Source organism: Mesorhizobium sp. CCNWLY176 (assembly GCF_037153935.1).
Classification (GTDB): domain Bacteria; phylum Pseudomonadota; class Alphaproteobacteria; order Rhizobiales; family Rhizobiaceae; genus Mesorhizobium_M; species Mesorhizobium_M zhangyense.
On sequence record NZ_JBBBDZ010000001.1, the window covers coordinates 615,754 to 635,074 of the forward strand.

General features: G+C 61.0%; 19 protein-coding genes. 11 read left to right on the forward strand and 8 right to left on the reverse strand.

Annotated features, from left to right (window positions below):
* Positions 1-11: 11 nt before the first annotated feature.
* Positions 12-431: a hypothetical protein gene (locus WBQ96_RS02735; RefSeq protein ID WP_165116896.1), complete on the reverse strand. Its 420-nt coding sequence runs from the start codon at positions 429-431 to the stop codon at positions 12-14.
* Between the two features lie 192 nt (positions 432-623).
* On the opposite strand from WBQ96_RS02735, the gene WBQ96_RS02740 reads away from it, so the two are divergent.
* The 8 genes from WBQ96_RS02740 (at position 624) to WBQ96_RS02775 (ending at position 9,131) form a co-directional block, all read left to right on the forward strand.
* Complete coding sequence (locus WBQ96_RS02740) at positions 624-1,574, forward strand: putative B6 ABC transporter substrate-binding protein (protein WP_442920783.1); 951 nt, start codon at positions 624-626, stop codon at positions 1,572-1,574.
* 77 nt (positions 1,575-1,651) lie between these two features.
* Positions 1,652-3,220 (forward strand): putative B6 ABC transporter ATP-binding protein, encoded by a 1,569-nt coding sequence (locus tag WBQ96_RS02745; protein ID WP_165116892.1) that lies wholly within the window; start codon positions 1,652-1,654, stop codon positions 3,218-3,220.
* A gap of 17 nt (positions 3,221-3,237) precedes the next feature.
* Positions 3,238-4,311: a putative B6 ABC transporter permease subunit 2 gene (locus WBQ96_RS02750; protein WP_442920782.1), complete on the forward strand. Its 1,074-nt coding sequence runs from the start codon at positions 3,238-3,240 to the stop codon at positions 4,309-4,311.
* Between the two features lie 4 nt (positions 4,312-4,315).
* Complete coding sequence (locus WBQ96_RS02755) at positions 4,316-5,251, forward strand: putative B6 ABC transporter permease subunit 1 (protein WP_165116888.1); 936 nt, start codon at positions 4,316-4,318, stop codon at positions 5,249-5,251.
* Between the two features lie 55 nt (positions 5,252-5,306).
* Entirely contained in the window at positions 5,307-6,113 is an 807-nt protein-coding gene (gene pldA / locus WBQ96_RS02760) for a 4-pyridoxolactonase (RefSeq protein ID WP_165116886.1), read from the forward strand.
* A 24-nt stretch (positions 6,114-6,137) separates the two neighbouring features.
* Positions 6,138-7,316 carry a pyridoxamine--pyruvate transaminase gene (ppaT, locus tag WBQ96_RS02765; RefSeq protein ID WP_165116884.1) on the forward strand — a complete coding sequence of 393 codons (1,179 nt, stop codon included), beginning with the start codon at positions 6,138-6,140 and terminating at the stop codon, positions 7,314-7,316.
* A gap of 39 nt (positions 7,317-7,355) precedes the next feature.
* A complete protein-coding gene (gene pldH / locus WBQ96_RS02770) occupies positions 7,356-8,099 on the forward strand; it encodes a pyridoxal 4-dehydrogenase, SDR-type (protein WP_165116883.1) in 744 nt (247 codons plus the stop codon).
* Positions 8,100-8,288: 189 nt separating this feature from the next.
* Positions 8,289-9,131 (forward strand): sulfite exporter TauE/SafE family protein, encoded by an 843-nt coding sequence (locus tag WBQ96_RS02775; RefSeq protein WP_376767700.1) that lies wholly within the window; start codon positions 8,289-8,291, stop codon positions 9,129-9,131.
* A 43-nt stretch (positions 9,132-9,174) separates the two neighbouring features.
* On the opposite strand, the gene WBQ96_RS02780 is transcribed toward WBQ96_RS02775, so the two are convergent.
* The 4 genes from WBQ96_RS02780 to WBQ96_RS02795 all read right to left on the reverse strand — a co-directional run bounded on the left by WBQ96_RS02780 (position 9,175) and on the right by WBQ96_RS02795 (position 14,409).
* Entirely contained in the window at positions 9,175-12,285 is a 3,111-nt protein-coding gene (locus WBQ96_RS02780) for an efflux RND transporter permease subunit (protein ID WP_336546623.1), read from the reverse strand.
* Complete coding sequence (locus WBQ96_RS02785; RefSeq protein ID WP_165116877.1) at positions 12,282-13,439, reverse strand: efflux RND transporter periplasmic adaptor subunit; 1,158 nt, start codon at positions 13,437-13,439, stop codon at positions 12,282-12,284. Before WBQ96_RS02785 ends, WBQ96_RS02780 begins: the two co-directional genes overlap by 4 nt.
* On the reverse strand, positions 13,417-13,632 hold the full coding sequence (locus WBQ96_RS02790) for a hypothetical protein (protein ID WP_165116875.1): 216 nt from the start codon (positions 13,630-13,632) through the stop codon (positions 13,417-13,419). The genes WBQ96_RS02785 and WBQ96_RS02790 overlap by 23 nt, the downstream gene beginning before the upstream one ends.
* Positions 13,633-13,737: 105 nt before the next feature.
* Complete coding sequence (locus WBQ96_RS02795) at positions 13,738-14,409, reverse strand: hypothetical protein (protein ID WP_165116873.1); 672 nt, start codon at positions 14,407-14,409, stop codon at positions 13,738-13,740.
* Between the two features lie 217 nt (positions 14,410-14,626).
* On the opposite strand from WBQ96_RS02795, the gene WBQ96_RS02800 reads away from it, so the two are divergent.
* Positions 14,627-15,352, forward strand: a complete 726-nt coding sequence (locus WBQ96_RS02800; protein WP_165116871.1) for a response regulator — start codon at positions 14,627-14,629, stop codon at positions 15,350-15,352.
* Entirely contained in the window at positions 15,349-16,635 is a 1,287-nt protein-coding gene (locus tag WBQ96_RS02805; protein WP_165116869.1) for an ATP-binding protein, read from the forward strand. Before WBQ96_RS02800 ends, WBQ96_RS02805 begins: the two co-directional genes overlap by 4 nt.
* Before the next feature lie 62 nt (positions 16,636-16,697).
* Here the strand turns inward: WBQ96_RS02805 and WBQ96_RS02810 are convergent, their stop codons facing one another.
* From WBQ96_RS02810 to WBQ96_RS02820, 3 genes are all read right to left on the reverse strand, one after another.
* Positions 16,698-16,949 (reverse strand): PIN domain-containing protein, encoded by a 252-nt coding sequence (locus WBQ96_RS02810; protein ID WP_165116867.1) that lies wholly within the window; start codon positions 16,947-16,949, stop codon positions 16,698-16,700.
* Complete coding sequence (locus tag WBQ96_RS28280; protein ID WP_165116865.1) at positions 16,867-17,163, reverse strand: hypothetical protein; 297 nt, start codon at positions 17,161-17,163, stop codon at positions 16,867-16,869. Before WBQ96_RS28280 ends, WBQ96_RS02810 begins: the two co-directional genes overlap by 83 nt.
* 291 nt (positions 17,164-17,454) lie before the next feature.
* Positions 17,455-18,744, reverse strand: a complete 1,290-nt coding sequence (locus WBQ96_RS02820; RefSeq protein ID WP_336546622.1) for a calcium-binding protein — start codon at positions 18,742-18,744, stop codon at positions 17,455-17,457.
* Positions 18,745-18,933: 189 nt separating this feature from the next.
* On the opposite strand from WBQ96_RS02820, the gene WBQ96_RS02825 reads away from it, so the two are divergent.
* The gene (locus WBQ96_RS02825) at positions 18,934-19,098 is read left to right on the forward strand and encodes a hypothetical protein (protein ID WP_336546621.1); all 165 of its coding nucleotides are present in this window, start codon (positions 18,934-18,936) and stop codon (positions 19,096-19,098) included.
* The last annotated feature ends 223 nt before the right edge of the window (positions 19,099-19,321 follow it).

The following is a 19,321-nucleotide window of genomic DNA, read 5'->3' on the forward strand; positions in this document are numbered from 1 at the left end:
CGCGCCACCGCTCACTCGCAGACCAGGCGTCCGGTTTTGTCCGAGCAGGTCAGCTGCAGGGCAGCGGGTGCCGCGCCATGGTCGAGCGCGATCTGTGAGCGTGTCGCATATGCACGGCCTTCGATCCCGCACCACAGGCGCTCGACCGGCAGGTTCTCGCGCTTGTCGTTGAGCGCCGCATATGTCCCGCTCTTGGGGTCGAACCAGAGTTCGATTTGGGCGGCTTTGCCGGGTGCGACGGCTGTGAGTTCGACAGAATACCAATGGGCGATGTCGGCGTTGCAGGCGAGGGGTTCCTTGCCAGCATTGGCGACAGTCAAGGAAACTGGCGAGAGCCCGTCCGTGCCTGTTCTGACGGTGATGTGCCGCAACTCGGTCGCCTGGGCCGAAGTGGCCAGCGTCAGCATCAGGGGCAGAAAAACTTTCAACATGAATCTTGTCTCTCTCCATCAACAAGGAGAGTTATAAGTATATATCGCTTATGCGCAACAATAATAAGAATAATTGTTGATGTGATTGGAAAGTATAAACCAACGGAGGGTAAAATGTTACGCGTACTGAAGAGCAGTGTAAGTGTAATTCTATTGACTGGTTTCATGTTGAGCGGAGCTATTGCCGCAGATGTGAAATCAATTGCCATCCTGACGCCTGAAGAAGGCACCGACTACGGCTGGAACCAGCAGGGCGTCGATGCCGCCAAGGCAGCGGCTGCCGCGACTGGTGTCGAGGTCGTGGTCGCCCAGGGTCTCGGCTATGGCGACGTTCGCCCGACGCTTCGCGAACTGGCGGAAGAGGGCGCAAGCCTGCTGATCGCCCATGCCAGCGGCTACAACACGTCGGCGCCTGAAATCGCCAACGAGCTCAAGGTTCCGGTGGCGATCGTCGACACGCCGTCGGCGCTCAAGAAGGGCCTCGTCGCGGACTACACGCTGAGCGGCCATGAAGGCGCCTATCTTGCCGGCCGTCTTGCCGCCAAGATGACGCGCTCCAAGGCCGTCGGCATCGTCGTTTCCGGCGAGCCGCCGTCATGGAACTCGCAGTCGGCAGGGTTCGCTCAGGGCGTCAAGGCCGAGAACCCGGATGTGAAGGTCACCTATGCCGTTATCGGACCCGCCGCCTATAGCGACGCTGCCGGCGGCAAGCGCGTCACCGAAAGCGTGATCGCGTCTGGTGCCGACATCATCTTCGGTCAGGGCAACGGCTCCAGCTTCGGCATGCTGCAGGCGGTCGAAACGACCAAGGCTGCCGATGGCGGCAAGGTCTATTTCATCGATGTGATCGGCGATAAGACGCCCATCGACAAGGGCTTCCTGCTCTCTTCGGTGGTCTGGAACATCACGCCCGTCTACACGGCGATGATCAACGACCTGAAGGCCGATACCTTCGGCACCAAGAGCTACTCGATCGGCCTGAAGGATGATTCCGTCAAGCTGCTCAAGACGGCGGCGATCCCGGACAATGTCTGGACCGAAGTCCAGGCGCTGCGCGAGGATGTCATCTCCGGCAAGATCAAGGTCGAGCCGGTGTTCGAAGCGACGGCCGTGCGTGCCCTGATGACGAATGTGAGCGAATAGCCACGAGCGCCATAGGCTGGAGGGGCCCAATGTGCTGCCCCTCCAGTTTGATTTCATGCTCTGACGCTGGGCGTATCATGACCAATGTTTCAATATCACCGGCGGCAACGCCGGACATCGTCGTGCTCGATCGGGTAACAAAGCGGTTCCCCGGTATCGTCGCCAATGACAGCGTCGACCTGGCGATCCGGCCCGGCGAAGTTCACGTGTTGCTGGGCGAAAACGGCGCCGGCAAATCAACCTTGATCGGCATGCTGTCAGGCCTTCAGCAGCCGGACGAAGGGCGTATTCTGGTCGATGGCACCCCAACGCCGATCACGTCGCCGCGCCATGCGCTTTCGCTCGGCATCGGCACGGTCTTCCAGCACATGATGCTGGTGCCGACGCTGACGGTGGCGGAAAATCTTCTGCTTGGCGGGTCGTGGTGGCAACGCCCCAAGACCGAGGAGCTGGAAGCGCGCGTTACCGAGATCAGCCGCACGCTGGGCATCACGATCAATCTCCATGCCAGGATATCCGAGCTTTCGCTGGGCGAGCAGCAGCAGGTCGAAATCCTGCGCGCGCTGGTGCGCAACAGCCGGCTGCTGATCCTCGATGAATCGACTTCCATGCTGACGCCGAAAGGCATCGACGAACTGGGCGCGCTGATGCGCCGTCTTGTCGAACAGGGCCTGGCTATTGTTTTCATCACTCACAAGCTCAAGGAGGCGGCGGCCTTTGGCGACCGCATTTCGGTTCTGAAGCTTGGCCGCAAGGTCGGCGAGATTCCGCCGGAACGTTTTCGCGCGCTCGGCGAGGACGAGATCATCTCGGAAATCGTCGAGCTGATGTTCGGCAAGCGCAAGGATGACCCCGAAGCGGAGGAAAAGGCACCGCGTGTGCTGCCTGCAAGCGCGGCACCTCTGCTGGAGGTGCGCGACATCGAAGTGCCCGCAACTGCAAATACGCCGGGCCTCTCTGCGATATCCTTCGACATTCGCCCGGGCGAACTGCTCGGCATTGCCGGCATCGACGGCAACGGCCAGAAGCAACTCGCCGAGGCCTTGGCCGGGCAGCTTCCGACCTCTGGCGGTACGATTGCTTTGGAAGGAAAACGGCTCGACGGGTTGAGCGTCGGCGAACGCCGTGAGAGCGGGCTGCGCTATTTGACCGACGACAGGCTGGGCGAGGGCACCGTGGGGTCATTCCCCGTGTCGATCAATTTCTTCCTGAAACAGGTGGGCGCTGCTCCCTTCTGGCGCTCGGGCATCGAGCAGCGCGCCGAGATCGACAAACGCGCGGGCGAACTGGTTCGCGAATACGATGTGCGCACGCCGAGCCTGAAGACACCGGTGGGCCGCCTGTCCGGCGGCAACATCCAGAAGGTGCTGCTGGCGCGCGAACTGGCCGAAGGCGCCAAGGCCGTTATCTTCAACAAGCCGACCTATGGGCTCGATCTCGCCAACACCTTGGCAACACGCCAGCGCATTCGGGAAATCGCGGCGCGGGGTCTGGCTGTCCTTCTCATCTCCACAGACCTCGAGGAACTGCTGAGCATGTGCGACCGGATTGCCGTGATTTCGAGCGGCCGGTTGGTCGGTACGGTCGAAAACACGGGTGACGCCCGCACACGGGTTGGCCGTCTGATGATCGGGCTGGCGGCATGAGCGCGGAGACACAGGCCATGAGTGCGACCGCTCTCGATACATCGAATGGCACGCCTGCACGGCGCGATATCCAGCGCCGCATTATCATGACGCTCGGTCCTATCCTGGCCGCTCTGATAATAGCCGGTTGCATCCTGCTGGCCGTCGGCGTCAACCCATTGACCTATTATGGTTTTGTTCTCGAACGCGGGCTGCTGTCGCCGCTCGGCGTCCAGCAGACGCTGACGCGCATGGCGCCTCTGCTCTTCCTCGCAGCCGGCCTCATCGTCGCGTTTCGCGCCGGCATGTGGAATCTCGGCGGCGACGGCCAGTTCCTGCTTGGCGCGGTCACTGCCGCTGCCAGCGGGCCGCTGCTCGTTCAGGTGCTGCCGGCATGGCTGGCCCTGTTCTGCGCCTTCCTGCTGGCAACCGCAATTGCCATGCTGTGGTCACTCGTGCCGGCCTTGCTGCGCGCCTATCAGGGCGTCAACGAGATCATCACCACGCTGATGATGACATTTCTCGGCACGTCGCTCGCCAATGTCCTGGTGAAGCTCGTTTTCCTCGACCCTTCAACCACTGTGCCGCAGACACGGACTTTGCCGGTCGAGGATCGCCTGCCGCGCCTGTTTGATACGACGATTACCAGCGGGCTCCTGCTTGGTCTGGCCGCCATCCTCATAGTGCATTTCGTCATGACGCGTACCGCATTCGGCCTGAAATTGCAGATCGTCGGTGCCAATCCGCGCGCCGCCGTCCATGCCGGCCTCGGCGTGCCGAAGCTCACAATTGCGGTGTTCGCGATCTCGGCAGGGTTGGCAGGTCTGGCCGGTGCCGTCGATATCATCGGCGTTCAGGGCAATGTGAGGGCCGACTGGAATCCGGCCTATGCGATGGCGGTCATTCCGGTCGTTTTCCTCGCCCGCATGAACGGCATCGCGGCAATCGGCTTCGTGTTCATGCTGTCTGTTCTGTCGATTGGCGGCGAGAGTGCCGCGCGGCGGCTCGGCGTGCCGCATCACTTCACGCTCGTGCTTGTCTCCATCGTTCTGATCATGCTGGCGCTCGCCGAATATATCGACCACCGCTACAACCAGTCGCGAAAGACGTGACGTCATGACGGGCCTGTTCAGCGAAGTCTTCCTCGGCGCACTCCTGTTCGGCGCCGTCACCGCCGCCATCCCGCTGCTTCTTGCCGGGCTGGGCGAGCAGATGTCGGAAAAGGCCGGCGTGCTCAATATCGGCATCGAAGGCATGATGATCTTCGGCGCCTATCTCGGTTTCGTCGGTGCGTTCTATTCGGGGTCGTTGTGGCTCGGCTTTCTCACCGGCGCGCTGGGCGGCATGGTGGTGGCGCTTCTCATGGCACTGCTATGTGTACGGCTGGGTCTCAACCAGATCGTCATCGGCATCGGCCTGACGCTCGGGCTCGAGGGGCTGACAGCGCTGCTTCATCATTTCCAGTTTTCGCGCAGCTATCCGCGCCTGCCGGCGGCGGACAGGACCGTGATCCCATTTCTCGCGGATATCCCCATTCTGGGGCCTGCGCTTTTTCGTCAGCACCTGATCGTCTATATGGCCATCGCGCTGGTTTTCGTGATGGGCTACATCTATCGCCGCACGCAGCTTGGCCTCAATCTTCAGGCCGCCGGCGACAAGCCCGCAGCGCTCGACGTGGCCGGTATCGATGTCGTGCGGACCCGCACGATCGCAGTCCTGACGACCGGCGCGCTGGCCGGTCTCGGCGGTGCCTATCTCGCCAATGTCGGGGCTGGCATCTTCATCCCGTTCATCACCAATGGCGCCGGCTTCCTCGGTATCGTGCTGGCGATGCTAGCGCGGGGCCGGCCGGTCTGGGTGCTGTTTGGCGCGCTCCTGTTCGGCGTCTGCCTGTCGCTGACCACGGCCATGCAGGTCGCCGGCATCAACATCCCGACCGATGTCATCCAGATGCTGCCGTTCCTGGCGGTGATGATCATGCTCGTTCTGTTCGGCCGTCGTGCCAGCCTGCCGGCAGCATTGGGCATTCCATATGAGCGCGGCGCCCGCTGACGCTGGAAGAATAATCAAGGCGGCAAATGGGGAGCCGCGACAACAGGAGGTAAAGATGTCGGACACAAAGGTCTATCTGCTCGACGGCGGCTCGCTCGTTCTCGATGGCTATCATGTGTTCTGGAACCGTGGTCCTGGCGGCGAGGTGCGCTTTCCCGTCTATTCGATCCTGATCGAGCATGCCGAAGGCCGTTTCCTGATCGACACCGGCTATGACTACGACCATGTCATGAAGGTGCTGCCTTTCGAAAAGCCGATCCAGAGCAAGAACCAGACGATACCCGGCGCGCTGGCGCTTCTGGGCCTGGAGCCGAAAGACATTGATGTCGTCGTCAATTCGCATTTCCATTTCGACCATTGCGGCGGCAACAAATATTTCCCGCACGCCAAGAAGATCTGCCACAAAACCGAAGTGCCGCAGGCCTGCAATCCGCAACCCTTCGAGCATCTCGGCTATTCGGATCTCAGCTTCTCGGCAGAGGCCGCTGAAGCGCGCGGCGCAACGGCGCAACTGCTCGACGGCACCACGCGTGCGAACTCGACCTTCGAGGGGATCGACGGCGATATCGAACTCGCCAAGGGCGTCAGGCTGATCTCCACGCCCGGCCATTCCATCGGCCATTACAGCCTGATGGTCAATTTCCCCAAGCGCAAGCCAATCCTTTTCACGATCGACGCTGCCTACACACAAAAAAGCCTTGAGACACTGTGTCAGGCAGCCTTCCATATCGACCCGGTGGCGGGCGTGAGCTCGATGCGCCGGGTGCAGAAGCTGGCCGAGGAGAACGAGGCCGAACTGATGTACTCCCACGACATGGAAAACTTCAAAACCTACAGGACCGGCACGCAGTTCTACGGCTGACGGCCGGCATTTCGGAGGCAGATCATGCGATATCCCGACCACGCAGAACCGGTGATCACACTCACCGCCGGTCCCGTCAACGCCTATCCCGACGTGCTGCGGGGGCTCGGGCGCACGGTGCTTTACGACTACGATCCGGCGTTCCAGCTCTTCTACGAAAAGGTCATAGGCAAGGCGCAGAAGGCCATGCGTCTGTCGAACAAGCCGGTCGTGCTGCATGGCGAGCCGGTGATGGGGCTGGAGGCTGCCGCCGCATCGCTCATCTCCAAGGACGATGTGGTGCTCAATCTGGCGTCCGGCGTCTATGGCAAGGGGTTCGGCTATTGGGCCAAGCGCTATTCGCCGAACCTGCTGGAGATCGAGGTGCCTTACAATGAGGCGATCGATCCGCAGTCGGTCGCGGACATGCTGAAGGCGCATCCCGAGATCACCATCGTCTCGGTCTGCCATCACGATACGCCATCGGGCACGATCAACCCGATCGACGAGATCGGAGCGATCGTCGCGGCACATGGCGGCTATCTGATCGTCGATGCGGTGTCGTCCTTCGGCGGCATGAAAACGCATCCTGAGGATTGCAAGGCCGACATCTATGTGACCGGCCCCAACAAATGCCTCGGCGCGCCTCCCGGACTGACGCTGATGAGCGTGAGCGACCGGGCCTGGGAAAGGATGAAAGCCAATGGGGCGGCGCCTCGGGCCTCGGTTCTGAGCATTCTCGATTGGGAGCATGCCTGGTCGAAGGAAAAGCCGTTTCCGTTTACGCCTTCCGTTGCCGAGATGAATGGCCTGGACGTCGCGCTCGATCTTTATCTCAACGAGGGGCCGGAAGCGGTGTGGGCGCGTCATGCTTTAACCGCCAAAGCGACACGCGCGGGTGCGAAGGCTATGGGCCTGTCGATCTGGGCTGCGAATGAAAAGATCGCTTCGCCGACCACGACCGCCATCCGCACGCCGGAAGGCGTCGATGAAAAGGCGCTGCGGCAAGCCGCGCGCGAACGCTACGGCGTGGTGTTTTCTTCGGGCCGGGGCGAGACGCTCGGCAAGCTGACGCGCATCGGCCATATGGGGCCGACAGCTCAGCCAATCTATGCGATTGCAGCACTTACTGCTTTGGGCGGTGCCATGAACGCAGCCGGCCAGAAGCTTCAGGTCGGCAAAGGCGTCGAGGCAGCACTCGCCGTGATCGATGCTGATGCCTGAAATGAATTCCACAAACAAAAGACCAAAGGGGACATGTCGATGACTGAACGGCTCGCAGGAAAGATCGCTCTGGTTACCGGAGCCGCGCAAGGTATCGGCAAGGCCATCGCGACGCGGCTGGCCGCCGATGGCGCCACAGTTGTCGTCAGCGATATCAATGGCGAAGGCGCCAACACGGCAGCTGCCGCGATCGGCGGAAAGGCGAAGGCGGTCGCTGCCGACGTGTCGGATCCGGCGTCGGTGAAAGCGCTGTTTGCCGAGATCGAAAAGCTCGGCGGCGTCGATATCCTTGTCAACAATGCGAGTATCGTTCCCTTCGTTGCCTGGGACGATGTCGACCTCGATCACTGGCGCAAGATCATCGACGTCAATCTGACCGGCACCTTCATCGTCACGCGGGCCGCCACCGACCAGATGCGCGCCGTGGAGAAGGCGGGCAGGGTGATCAGCATCTCGTCCAACACCTTCTTTGCCGGCACGCCGAACATGGCCGCCTATGTCGCTGCCAAGGGTGGCGTCATCGGCTTCACCCGGGCGCTCGCAACAGAGCTCGGCAAATACAACATCACTGCCAATGCGGTGACACCGGGCCTGATCGAGAGCGACGGCGTCAAGGCCAGCCCGCATAACGAGGCCTTTGGCTTTGTCGAGATGCTTCAGGCCATGAAGGGCAAGGGCCAGCCGGAGCACATCGCCGATGTCGTGGCGTTCCTGGCTTCCGACGATGCGCGCTGGATCACCGGCCAGACGCTGAACGTCGATGCCGGCATGATACGGCACTAGCGTCAGGCTGGGCGTCTTCCCACGTTGGCGGCGCTGAATCGTTTCGGGAAGTCGATTGCGATTTTTGCGATCACGCGCCCACGCAGTTCATGTTCTGCATGAACTGCTTAATCCATCACTGCAGTTGCCAATCTCCCGGCATCTGCTTATTGCCTTCAGGGTCCAGATCGGTCGGCTAGCCTAGGGAACATCATTTTGGGAACAGGACTCGATCCGTCGCTGCTCGACGGCCAGACCATTGCTGCGCTGATTGCCGGCCTTGCCGCAACCGGCGTGATTTCGGGCATATTGGCCGGACTGCTCGGCGTCGGTGGTGGCATTGTGATTGTGCCGGTGCTGTTTTGGGGCCTGACGCTTTTCGGGTTTTCCCCGGCCGTCATCAGTCACCTTGCGGTCGGCACATCGTTGGCCGTCATCATTCCGACTTCGATCTCTTCGATGCGGGCGCACAACAAGCGCGGCAATGTCGACAGATCGCTGCTGAAGCTCTGGGGGCCGACCATCTTCATCGGCGCGCTGATAGGCGGCATCATGTCGAAGTATATTCCCGGTTCCGGGCTGCGCTTCGTCTTCGGCGTCGTCGGCATATTGGTCGCCATCAACATGGCGATCCCGAAGACCCTGGTGATCTCGGATCATCTTCCCAGGAGCGGCTGGATCAACCGGGCGATCGCTACCGTCATCGGGTTTATCTCATCGCTGATGGGCATCGGCGGCGGCACGCTCTCCGTGCCGACACTCTCCAGCTTTTCCTTTCCGGTCCACCGCGCCGTCGGCACGTCATCGGCGCTTGGATTGCTGATTGCTCTTCCGGGTGTCGCGGGCTTCATCTGGGCCGGTCTCGAGATTGCAGGGCGCCCGCCGCTCAGCCTCGGCTATGTCAGCCTGCCGGCGGTCGCCATCATCGCACCGGTCAGCTTTCTGTTTGCTCCGCTGGGCGCGCGCCTCGCCCATGCGCTAAACCCGCGCTACCTGAAGCTTGCCTTCGCCTTCTTCCTGGCGATCACGGCGGCAAGGATGCTGCTTTCCTGAGGGTACACCAGCAGGGCAGGGGATCGCGCCGACCGTTGTCCTTTTAGCCGTGTCCCTCAACGGTCTCGCCATTGGGTTTCTCCACCAGCAGCTTGCCAAGATGTCGGCCTAGGAAGCGCTGAATATCGTCCATTAAGGTGTAGACCACCGGAACGTAGACGAGGCTGAGCACGGTAGAGGACAGCAATCCGCCAACGACCGCGATAGCCATCGGCGCGCGCGTCTCGGCATCGGCGCCGATGCCGAGCGCGATCGGTAGCATTCCGGCGCCCATAGCGATCGACGTCATGACGATCGGCCGTGCGCGCTTTCTGGCCGCATCGAGCAGCGCTTCGATGCGACTCATGCCGCGTTCCTTCTCGGCGATCAGCGCGTATTCGACGAGCAGGATCGAGTTCTTGGCGGCAATGCCCATCAGCATCAGCAGACCGATGAGGGCCGACAGGCCGAGTGCCTTGCCGGCGATCAGCAGGAAGCCGAGCGCGCCGCCAACCGACAACGGCAGGGCAACAAGGATTGTTACCGGCTGCACGAAACTGCGGAAAAGCAGCACCAGCGTCAGATACATCAGCAGGATGCCGGCAATGATCGCCGTGGCAAAGCCGGTGAACAATTCCTGCATGCGGGCCGCGTCGCCTCGCGCCAGTTCGTGAACGCCATCGGGCAGGCTCTGTATCACCGGCAGTGCGCGGATGGCGGATGTGGCTTCGCCGAGCGTGATGCCGGAGAGGTCGGCTTCGATAGTGGCACTGCGGCTGCGGTCCACCCGCGTGATGCCGTTGGGGCCGGCGTCGAAGCTGATGTCGGCCACCGAGCCTAGCGGCACGGTGCCTTTCGTGCCGGTCAGCGGCAACATGGCAAGTTTGGCGGGATCGTCTATCGCGCCGTCCGGCAAGGTGACCACGATCGAGACCTGCCGGTCGCCGAGATTGAATTTCGGCAAGCTTGTGTCGGTATCGCCGATCGTGGCGATCTTCACGGTCTGCGCAATCTCGGTCGCCGTGATGCCGAGTTCGGCGGCGCGGGCGTCGTCGGGCCGAACGATCAGCTCGGGCTTGGTCGCGGCAGCTGTCGAGGTCGGGTTCATCAGGCCGGGGACCGACTTCATCTGCTCGATCAGCGTATCGCTGGTCTTCTGCAGCACGTCGCCATTGTCACCGACCAGCGTGATCGACACCTTGGCGCCCGAAGAGCCGTCGGCACTGAACTGTATCCGCGCGCCGGGAATATCGTTGAGCTTAGGCGAGGCTTCCGCTTCGAATTGCTGCTGGGAAACGCTCCGTTCGTCCCGCGGCTTCAGATTGACGGTCACATTGGCGCTGCGTACCTCCGCCGAGGACGAGCCGCGGTTCGGTCCACCACCGGACTGGGCAGCAGTGCCGACGGTGGCGAAGATGCTTTCGATTACCGGATCGCTCTCAAGGCGCGTGGTGATCTCCTTCACCACGGCAATGGTCTGCTCGATCGTAGATCCCGGCTGCAATTCGACCGAAATCATCGAACGGCCACGATCGGTCGCCGCCATGAATTCCGTCGGCAGTTGCGTCGCCAGCGACATAGACCCGACGAAGAAGGCGACGCCGGCGATAAGTGTGATCCAGCGATGGCTGAGCGCTGCACGCAGAAGCCAGATATAGGTCGGCACCCAGGCTGGCGTATCGTCTTCGCTATGGCCACCGGCGCGCACCAGATAGGCGCCCATCAGCGGCGTCAGCGTGCGCGCGACGAGCAGGGAAAACAGCACCGAAACGCAAACCGCAACCGCGAAGCTGAAGAATATCTTGCCGGGGATGCCGGGCATGAAGGCCACAGGCAGGAATACGGCAACGATGGTGGCCGTGGTTGCCACCACCGCAAGACCGATCTCGTCGGCGGCCTCAAGTGCTGCCTGATAGGCGCTCTGACCGGTCTCTCGCATGTGGCGGACGATGTTTTCGATCTCGACGATGGCATCGTCGACCAGAATGCCGACCACCAGCGAAAGTGCGAGCAGCGTGATGTTGTTGAGCGAAATGTCGAACAGCGCCATGACGGCGAAAGTCGGGATCAGTGACAGCGGCATGGCGACGGCTGAAACCAGCGTCGCGCGGATATCGCGCAGGAACAGCCAGACCACGCCCACCGCCAGCAGCGCGCCGAGCCATAATGCCTCAAACGCGGCATCGTAGCTTTCCAGCACGAAATCGGAGGAGGATGTGACCTCGGTGAATTTCACGGACGGGTTCGTGCTGCCTATCTCGGCGATCGAAGCGCGCGCGGCCTTGACCACATCGACCTCGCTCGAACCGACAGACCGGTAGATATTGAAGGCGACGACCTCCTTGCCGTCGAGATAGGCTGCCTGGCGTGGTTTCTCCCAGCTGTCGGTCACCTTGCCGAGATCGGCCAGCCGGACGTTGCCGCCCGTAGTGAGCGGAATGCGGGTGTCGGCCAGTGCCTCGACAGTCGAGACGCTGCCCAGGGTGCGCACCGACTGCTCCTGGCTGCCGATGCTGGTGCGGCCGCCCGGCTGATTGACGTTGATTGAGGCCAGTGTCTGGCTGACATCGCCGGCGCTGATGCCGAGGGCGGCCAACCGGTCGGGATCGAGTTCGACGCGGATGACACGGTCGACGCCGCCGGAACGCGTGATCTTGGAGACGCCGTCGACACCGAGCAATACCTTGGCGACATCGTTGTCGACATACCAGCTCAGCGCGTCGGGCGACATTGCGGGGGCATCGACCACGAAGGTCAGCACCGAACTGCCGCTGGCGTTGACCTTCGACACGACCGGCTCCGTCGCGCCCGCCGGGAGGCTGGACTGCACGGTCGAAACGGCGTTGCGAACGTCGTTGGTGGCCGTCTCGGGATCTGTGTCGAGGGTGAACTGGATGGTCGTCGTGGAGGAGCCCTCGCTGATCGAGGTCGAGACATCGTCCACGCCTTCGAGGCTCGCCACCGTATTCTCGATGACGCGCGCGACCTGCACCTCCATCTCGCTCGGCGCCGCTCCAGACTGCGACACTGTCACGGTGACGGTCGGCAGGTCGATGTCGGGCATATTGTTTGTGCGAAGCTGCATGAAACCATAGAGCCCGGCGATCGTCAGCGACAGGAACAGGACGATGGTCGGCACCGGATTGCGGATCGACCAGGAAGAGATGGCGTTCATTGGGCTGTTCCGGTGTTGGATGCAGTCTGTTCACCGTCAATGACAGCGACGCGTACAAGATTGCCGTCGTTGAGGAAACCCGCACCCGAGACGACGACGCTTTCTCCGCCGGCCAAACCGTTGGTTACAGCCACACGGCCATCCCGGTGGTTTCCGGTCTCGATGCTTAGTGCGGTCACCTTGCCGTCTTCACCAACGATGAAGACGTTCGGCTTGCCGTCACGCCAGATCAGGGCGCTTTCAGCAACATTCAGGCTATCGGTGGAAGAGGTGGTGATCGATACGCGGGCGAACATGCCGGACTTGAGGCCGGAATTGTCTTCGGGCGAGACATAGACGAGACCCAACCGTGTGGTTGCGTCGATCTTCTCGGCAATGGACGAAACCTTGCCCGACAGGGTATTTCCCGAGGCGTCCGTTATGGTCGCTTCATTGTTCACCGCTATCCGGGACAGGTCCTTGTCGGGAACCTGGACCGCGATCTCGGCCTTGCCGTCGCGTATGATCCTCATCAATTCCGTGCCGGACTGGACAATGGAGCCGACGACCGCCGGCCTCGTAGAAACCGCGCCGTCAAAAGGCGCGCGGATTTCCGTTTGCGCGAGAGAGACGGCAATACGGTTGGCTGCGGCTTGCGCCTGTGCGAGTTGGGCGGTGGCCGTCTTGACGGTGGTGGCGCGTTCCTCTGCGGTCTCGGCGCTGATCGCTTTGCTGGCAAGCAGCTTCTGCCCACGCGCCGCGGCGTTCTCGGCCGCTTCCAGCGTCGCATGTGCCTGCTGAACAGCAGCTTCTTGCTCGGCAAGTTGAGCCTTGAGCAGGGCATCGTCCAGTTTCGCAACGACTTGGTCCTCGGTGACCCGGTCGCCTTCGCTGACCGGAACTTCCACCAATTGCAGGCCGCTGGCCGGTGAGCCGACGATGCTTTCCTGCCAGGCCTGTACGGTGCCGGTGGCGGTTATGGACGAGGCGATCTTGTCCCTGCTCACCGTTTCAACCGCGACGGTCAGAGATGCGGCCTGCGCTGTAACAGGCGCTGCGGCCTCGGTCACATCGGCATTGCCACGGCCGTAAGCCTTGATAAGGGCGACGATTGCGACTGCAAGGACGACAGCGGCCAGCGCCAGATATCTTTTATGCGATGATCTTATGGTCATGGATCTTGTCGCCGTCCGCCGGATGGAGCTGTTGATGATCGGATATGTCGAGTGAAAGTCGCCACGCGCCGAAGGCCAGTCTTGTTGCGCCGGTAAAGGCCTGCACGGGCTGGATTGTCTTGGCGGTACCACGACGAGGCGAGCCCGGCGCGACCGCCATAAGCAGTCGCAGCGTCAAGAACATTTCCCACATGGGAAGTTTCCTCTCTCATATGGCCGATTGTGGAGCTGAAATTGTTCCATTCATTTGAAACCGGCCGGCCCGCCAACGGCCCCGCGAGCCGGCCGGTGCAGCAGGTCAGGGCTGACCGTCGATGGGCGGGACTGGGCTTGGGGAGCGCCCGCCATCATCCGGTCGACCTGCTGCTCCCTCGGGAAAACCGCCACGCGGACCATGCGGCCGGTCCATGCGGTTCGCCGAGGCAAGCTGTTCGAGCTGTTCAGGCATCAATGTGGTGCGCAGCGTCGCGATTGCTGCCTTGAGCTTTTCGGCTGCGGCGGCACGCTTGCCGATTTCGTCGGCCAGCCTTTCGTCACGGGCGAAGGGATCCTTCCGGACGTCCGCTCCCGATTGGGGGCCGCGAACGAAATCGCCGGGGCGCGGCGGAGCCAAAACAGCTTGCAGCGCGCTGGTGTAATCACGCCACGCATCAAGCTGTTCTGCTCGGATGCCTATACGGGTCTCGATTGCCGAAAGCCTTGTCGCCAGCATGAACTCACGCGGTGGTCCCATACGCATGGGGCCGAAATGAGCATTTCCCGGGCCGCGCCAACCGTCGGCATCGTCCGGCCCATGCCTCATCGGCCGCCCTGGAGCAGGCGGATGCATGGGAGAATTGTCCGGGCCACCTTGAAGCGCAACGACCGGCAAGTCACCGTCAGGTGTCTGCCCAAAATCGGCCTGCTGCGCCAATGCAGGGTGAATGACCGCGACCGAGAAGAGACCGAGTGCAAAAAGCGTGTTTCGCATGATGTAATCCTTTCCTGCGTGCTTCGGATGACAGGAGGATAGGAAGTAGTTTTTTCCATTATGCGTCGGCGTGTTGCCGAAGATTTCTGCAAAGGGGAGATTTGTTTCCGAAGGTTTCCGCATCCCGGCCGGAAACACTTAGTTGCAAATTTTCGTCCCTCTCGCCGTCTGCTCTCCTATAATCAGCACTGAAACACCAAACGGCGCTGGGCATATCATGCAGTCACTACCTCACATCCTTGTCGTTGATGATGATCGCGAGATCCGGACGCTTCTCGGGCGCTATCTCGATGGTCAGGGTTTTCGCGTCTCGACGGCGGCAGACCGGCGCGAATGCGAACAGAAGCTCGGCGCCGGCCAGTTCGACCTGATCGTTCTCGACGTCATGCTGCCCGACGGTTCGGGGCTCGATATCTGCCGTGGCCTGCGTGACCGCAAGCCACATATCCCCGTCATTCTGCTGACCGCGCTCAAGGAGGATGTGGATCGCATCATCGGGTTGGAGCTCGGCGCCGATGACTATCTCGGCAAGCCCTTCAACCCGCGCGAACTGACCGCCCGCATCCGGGCGGTACTGCGTCGCTCGGGATCGGACGAAGCCGTTGCGCCGAGTGCGCTCATCTACCGGTTTGCCAACCACACACTGGAGCCGGACACCCGCAAGGTGAGTGACGCGCAAGGCGCGACCGTGGACCTTACCGGTGCAGAATTCGATCTGCTGCTGGTGTTTCTGGAGCGGCCGGGCCGTCTGCTGTCGCGGGACCAGTTGCTCGACCTGACCCAGGGTCGCGAGCGCGATCCGCTCGATCGTTCCGTCGATGTGCTGATGAGCAGGTTGCGCCGCAAGCTTGGCGAAACCGCAGATGCGCCCTTGTTCAAGACCGTGCGCAATGGTGGATACCAAATCACCGCCCGCGTGGAAACGTCGGAGCAGCCGCTATGACCTCGCTGCGCCGGCGGCTCATCCTGCTTCTCGTCGCATCCATCGTCGGTGTTGTCGGCCTGGCGACGGCTGCTGCCATCAGTGTCATGGGCGGGCCACGTCCTGAAGTGATCATGGAACCTGTCGCCCGCCAGATACGGCTTCTGGTGCAACTTGTTCCTGGCGAGTTGCCGGGCCTCAAGCGGGTCCAGATCGATCTCTCGGATCATCCCGCCGGCGGCATTGAAGATCCAAAGCATACCCGTGTGCTCAACGAGATCCTGCATAATGACGGCCTGGAGCTTCCGGCTGTCGTGACGCGTGTCGTCGGCAAGCGTCGCATGGTGGCTTCCGTCAGGCTGCCCGACGACCGCTGGATGCTCGTCAACATTCCCGATTTCTCGCCCCCTCAACGTGGCTGGATCGTGCTCGCGGGCTGGATCACCTTGATCGTATTGGGGGCGACCGCCGTATCCCTCTATTTCACCGCCGTGCTGACCCGGCCATTGGAGATGCTGGAGGCGGCTGTCGCCAAGATCGGACCGGATGGCGTTCTCGCCCCACTGCCGGAGGATGGCTCAGGCGAGGTCAGAGCAACGGCACGCGCACTCAATCAGCTCTCTGCCAGACTGAAGACAGCTATGGAAAGCCGTATGCGGCTGGTCGCTGCCGCCGGTCACGACCTGCGCACGCCCATGACGCGGATGCGCCTGCGCGTTGAATTCCTCGACGAAGATGAACGCGAAAAATGGCTCAACGATCTCGATGAACTCGACCGTATTGCCGACAGCGCTATCCGGCTGGTGCGCGAGGAAGTCGATCAGGACGATGTCGAAACCGTCCAGCTTGAGAAACTGGTCCGTGACATTGTTGCTGAAATGGAAACGCTCGGACATCACGTCACGGTCGAACGCCTTGAGGCGGTTTCGGTGCGGGCCGGCGCTCTTGGCCTGCGGCGCGCTATCCGCAACCTTATGATCAACGCTGCCACCCATGGAGCCGGCTGCAGCGTTGCGCTTACCGCCTCGAACGGGAAAGCAATGCTAGGCCTGACCGACCGGGGGCCAGGCATTCCGCCGGAATTGCTGGACAAGGCGTTCGAGCCATTCTTTCGGGTTGATCCCGGACGCAGGCAGTCCGTGCCGGGCGCCGGCCTCGGCCTTGCCATCGCCAAGGAAATCATCGAGCGCTACGGCGGCGCCGTGACCCTGCAAAACCGGGATGGAGGAGGATTGTGTCAGAGAATCGTTTTCGACGCCGTATCTCAACACTCCGTAGCGTCTGGCGAATCTGCTTACGCCTGAATTTGCCACCCACGCTTTTGTGCATCCATCGCAAATCGCACTTCATCCTTGAACCCACCGGGCTACAACTTGTAAGGGATACGCACACTCGGAGAGGCTTCCGGGAAGTCCTTCGAGTTTCGGGTGACCAGCACCATCGAATTCGTCTCAGCGGATGCCCAAATAATCGCATCAGGCAGTTTGATGCGATGCTTCCTCCGGATTGCTACCGCTCCCTCTGCAACTATGCGATCAATGGGGACCAGATCGAAACCGTCGAGGAAAGATCGCGTTCCGTCCTCGACGTGCGCGTCGACGCCAATCATCACCTCCATGACCGGCAACAGCCGGTCTTCCCATGATGTGCGTAAGGCGAGTATTGCCGCCGTTCAGCGTGTCGTTGCAGGCCCCGCCACGCAGGATGTTCTTGCCGTCATTGCCGACAAGCGTGTTGTTGAGCGTGTTGCCGTTGCCGGTGAGATCGGCCGGGCCAAGAAGCTCCAGCCGCTCGACATTGGCTGCAATAATCCAGTAGACTTCGGAACGCACCGTGTCGGTGCCTTCACCGGAAAGTTCGATTGTTCGATCACCGTCGACACAACATATGTGTCGTTGCCGGCCTTGCCATCAAGGATGTTGTTCCCGGAATTCCCCTCCAACACGTTGTCGAGGGCATTGCCTGTTCCATTATTGACGTTAGCTTCCGGGCCAGCATCCACGTCCAGCGAAAGCACGCGCCAACGGCAAAATGGTCGCCTGCGGTCGCGATGCCCAGGCCACGCAAAGCTGACCTGGAAAGCCGGCGTCAGAAGTGTGCGTCTATAAGCCTCGCCAATAAGATCAGACGACGAAAAAGTCTCCGGCCGACACCGCAAGTCCTGGTGAGAGAGTCGCAAACTTCATCGCAGCCGCACTCCCAGTGCCGTCTCGGTCAAAGAGCAGGTCTCCGTTCGAACTGTTGTAGATGATGCGATCGTTGGCATCATGCGCAGCGTTGCCAATGTGGAATGCCGCTGCCGCCAGCCAACCTGCCGCCAGGCCGGTGAAAATTGCATTTTCGACCTGGAGCGTGTCCTGTGCCGGATTGTAATCCGTGATTTTGTCGATGTTGTTTACACTGAAAGCAGCGTTGAAAAAGAAGGTGTCGTTGCCAGATCCACCTACCAATGTGTCCTTACCCGCACCGCCGACGATATAGTCGTTACCAGCAGCGCCGCGTAGGACGTTGGTTCCGCCGTTGCCGATGAGCGCGTTGTTCGAACTGTTGCCATTTCCGACCAGATTTGTCGTGCCCTGCAGCTCGAGACGTTCAGTATTCGCGGCCAATGTCCAATTGACAGAGGATCTGACCACGTCCGAACCTTCACCGGCGAGTTCGATGGTTCGGTCGCTGGTGGAGGTGACGACATATGTGTCATTGCCTGTCCCGCCATACGCGGTGTCGGCTCCGACACCACCGGTCAAGTAATCGTGGCCCGCTGCACCCCGTAGCGTGTTTGCACCGCTGTTGCCGACGATCGTGTTGTTCAGGCTGTTGCCTGTTCCGACAAGGTTAGCAGTTCCCTGCAACTCCAGCCGCTCGATATTCGCACTCAGTGTCCAATGCGTGAAGGCTCGGACGATGTCCGTGCCCTGGCCAGCATACTCGATCGTCCGGTCGCTCGTGGACGAGACGATATAAATGTCGTTGCCGGTTTGGCCCTGCATAACGTCGGCACCGCTGCCGCCGTCGATGTAATCGTTGCCGGCACCTCCGAAGGCGTCGTCATTTGCCGCGCCGAGCGAAATCACGTCGTTGAAATCACTTCCAAACGCGATGTCCCGGATGCCGCTGCCATTGATCGACTGTCCTGCTGAGGCATACACGTATACGTGGTAGTCTTCGGAGTATGTCTCAATTTCACCAGTGAAATCGTTCTCGACGGAGATGTCGTGCGCAAATACACCTCCATCCCAAACATCGAATTCAAATGAGAATGAAGTGGAATCGTAGAAGCTTTCGTGAAAGTAACTGTTGTCTTCCCAATATGCCTCAACATAACTGTCATCGTAGTAATCGCTAACATCTGTATTTATAGTGAGATAGCCATTCACGGAATCGAACGAGTAATCAGTGTAAACTCTTCCCATTGTAACCTTCCATCACTTCAGCCCGAATCTCGGCAATGTCCCTCTACCGCAACCGACAACGCTAGGCTGTCAGAATTGAGGCACCAACTTCAGCCTCTGATTTTATTGGAGTTTTTGCCTGTTTTTGTCCCACCCAAATCCACCCCCTTGGAAATCTTCGTTTCCGTCGCAACCGAAAGGTGACGAAGGGTGCCTTGCGGCAATGACGAACGGGAAGAATGGTGGCGCTACATCGAGGCGCAGCCCTTGTGGCGACGGTTAAACATCTACGTCTGGCAGCTTCTCTTTCTCGCCGCCGTCGCCGTGATCCTGGCCGGCCCGTTCATCTTCTCGCTCGTCCGCTTCCAGCCCTGACGTTTCCTGATCCAGTGGCGGCTCGGCGACCTGCGCAAGGCAACGGCGTCCGAACCTGCCGGATAGCGCTGCCGGTTCGGGGTGTCGTTTGCGGCCAGCCATACCGCTTCGGCGACGTCACTTTCGTCAGCGTCGGATTGGCAAATTCTGCAAAGATAGGCCGCAACTTACCAACATCACAACATTCGTCGGAAAACCGAACACTAGGCACCGGAAATCTTCA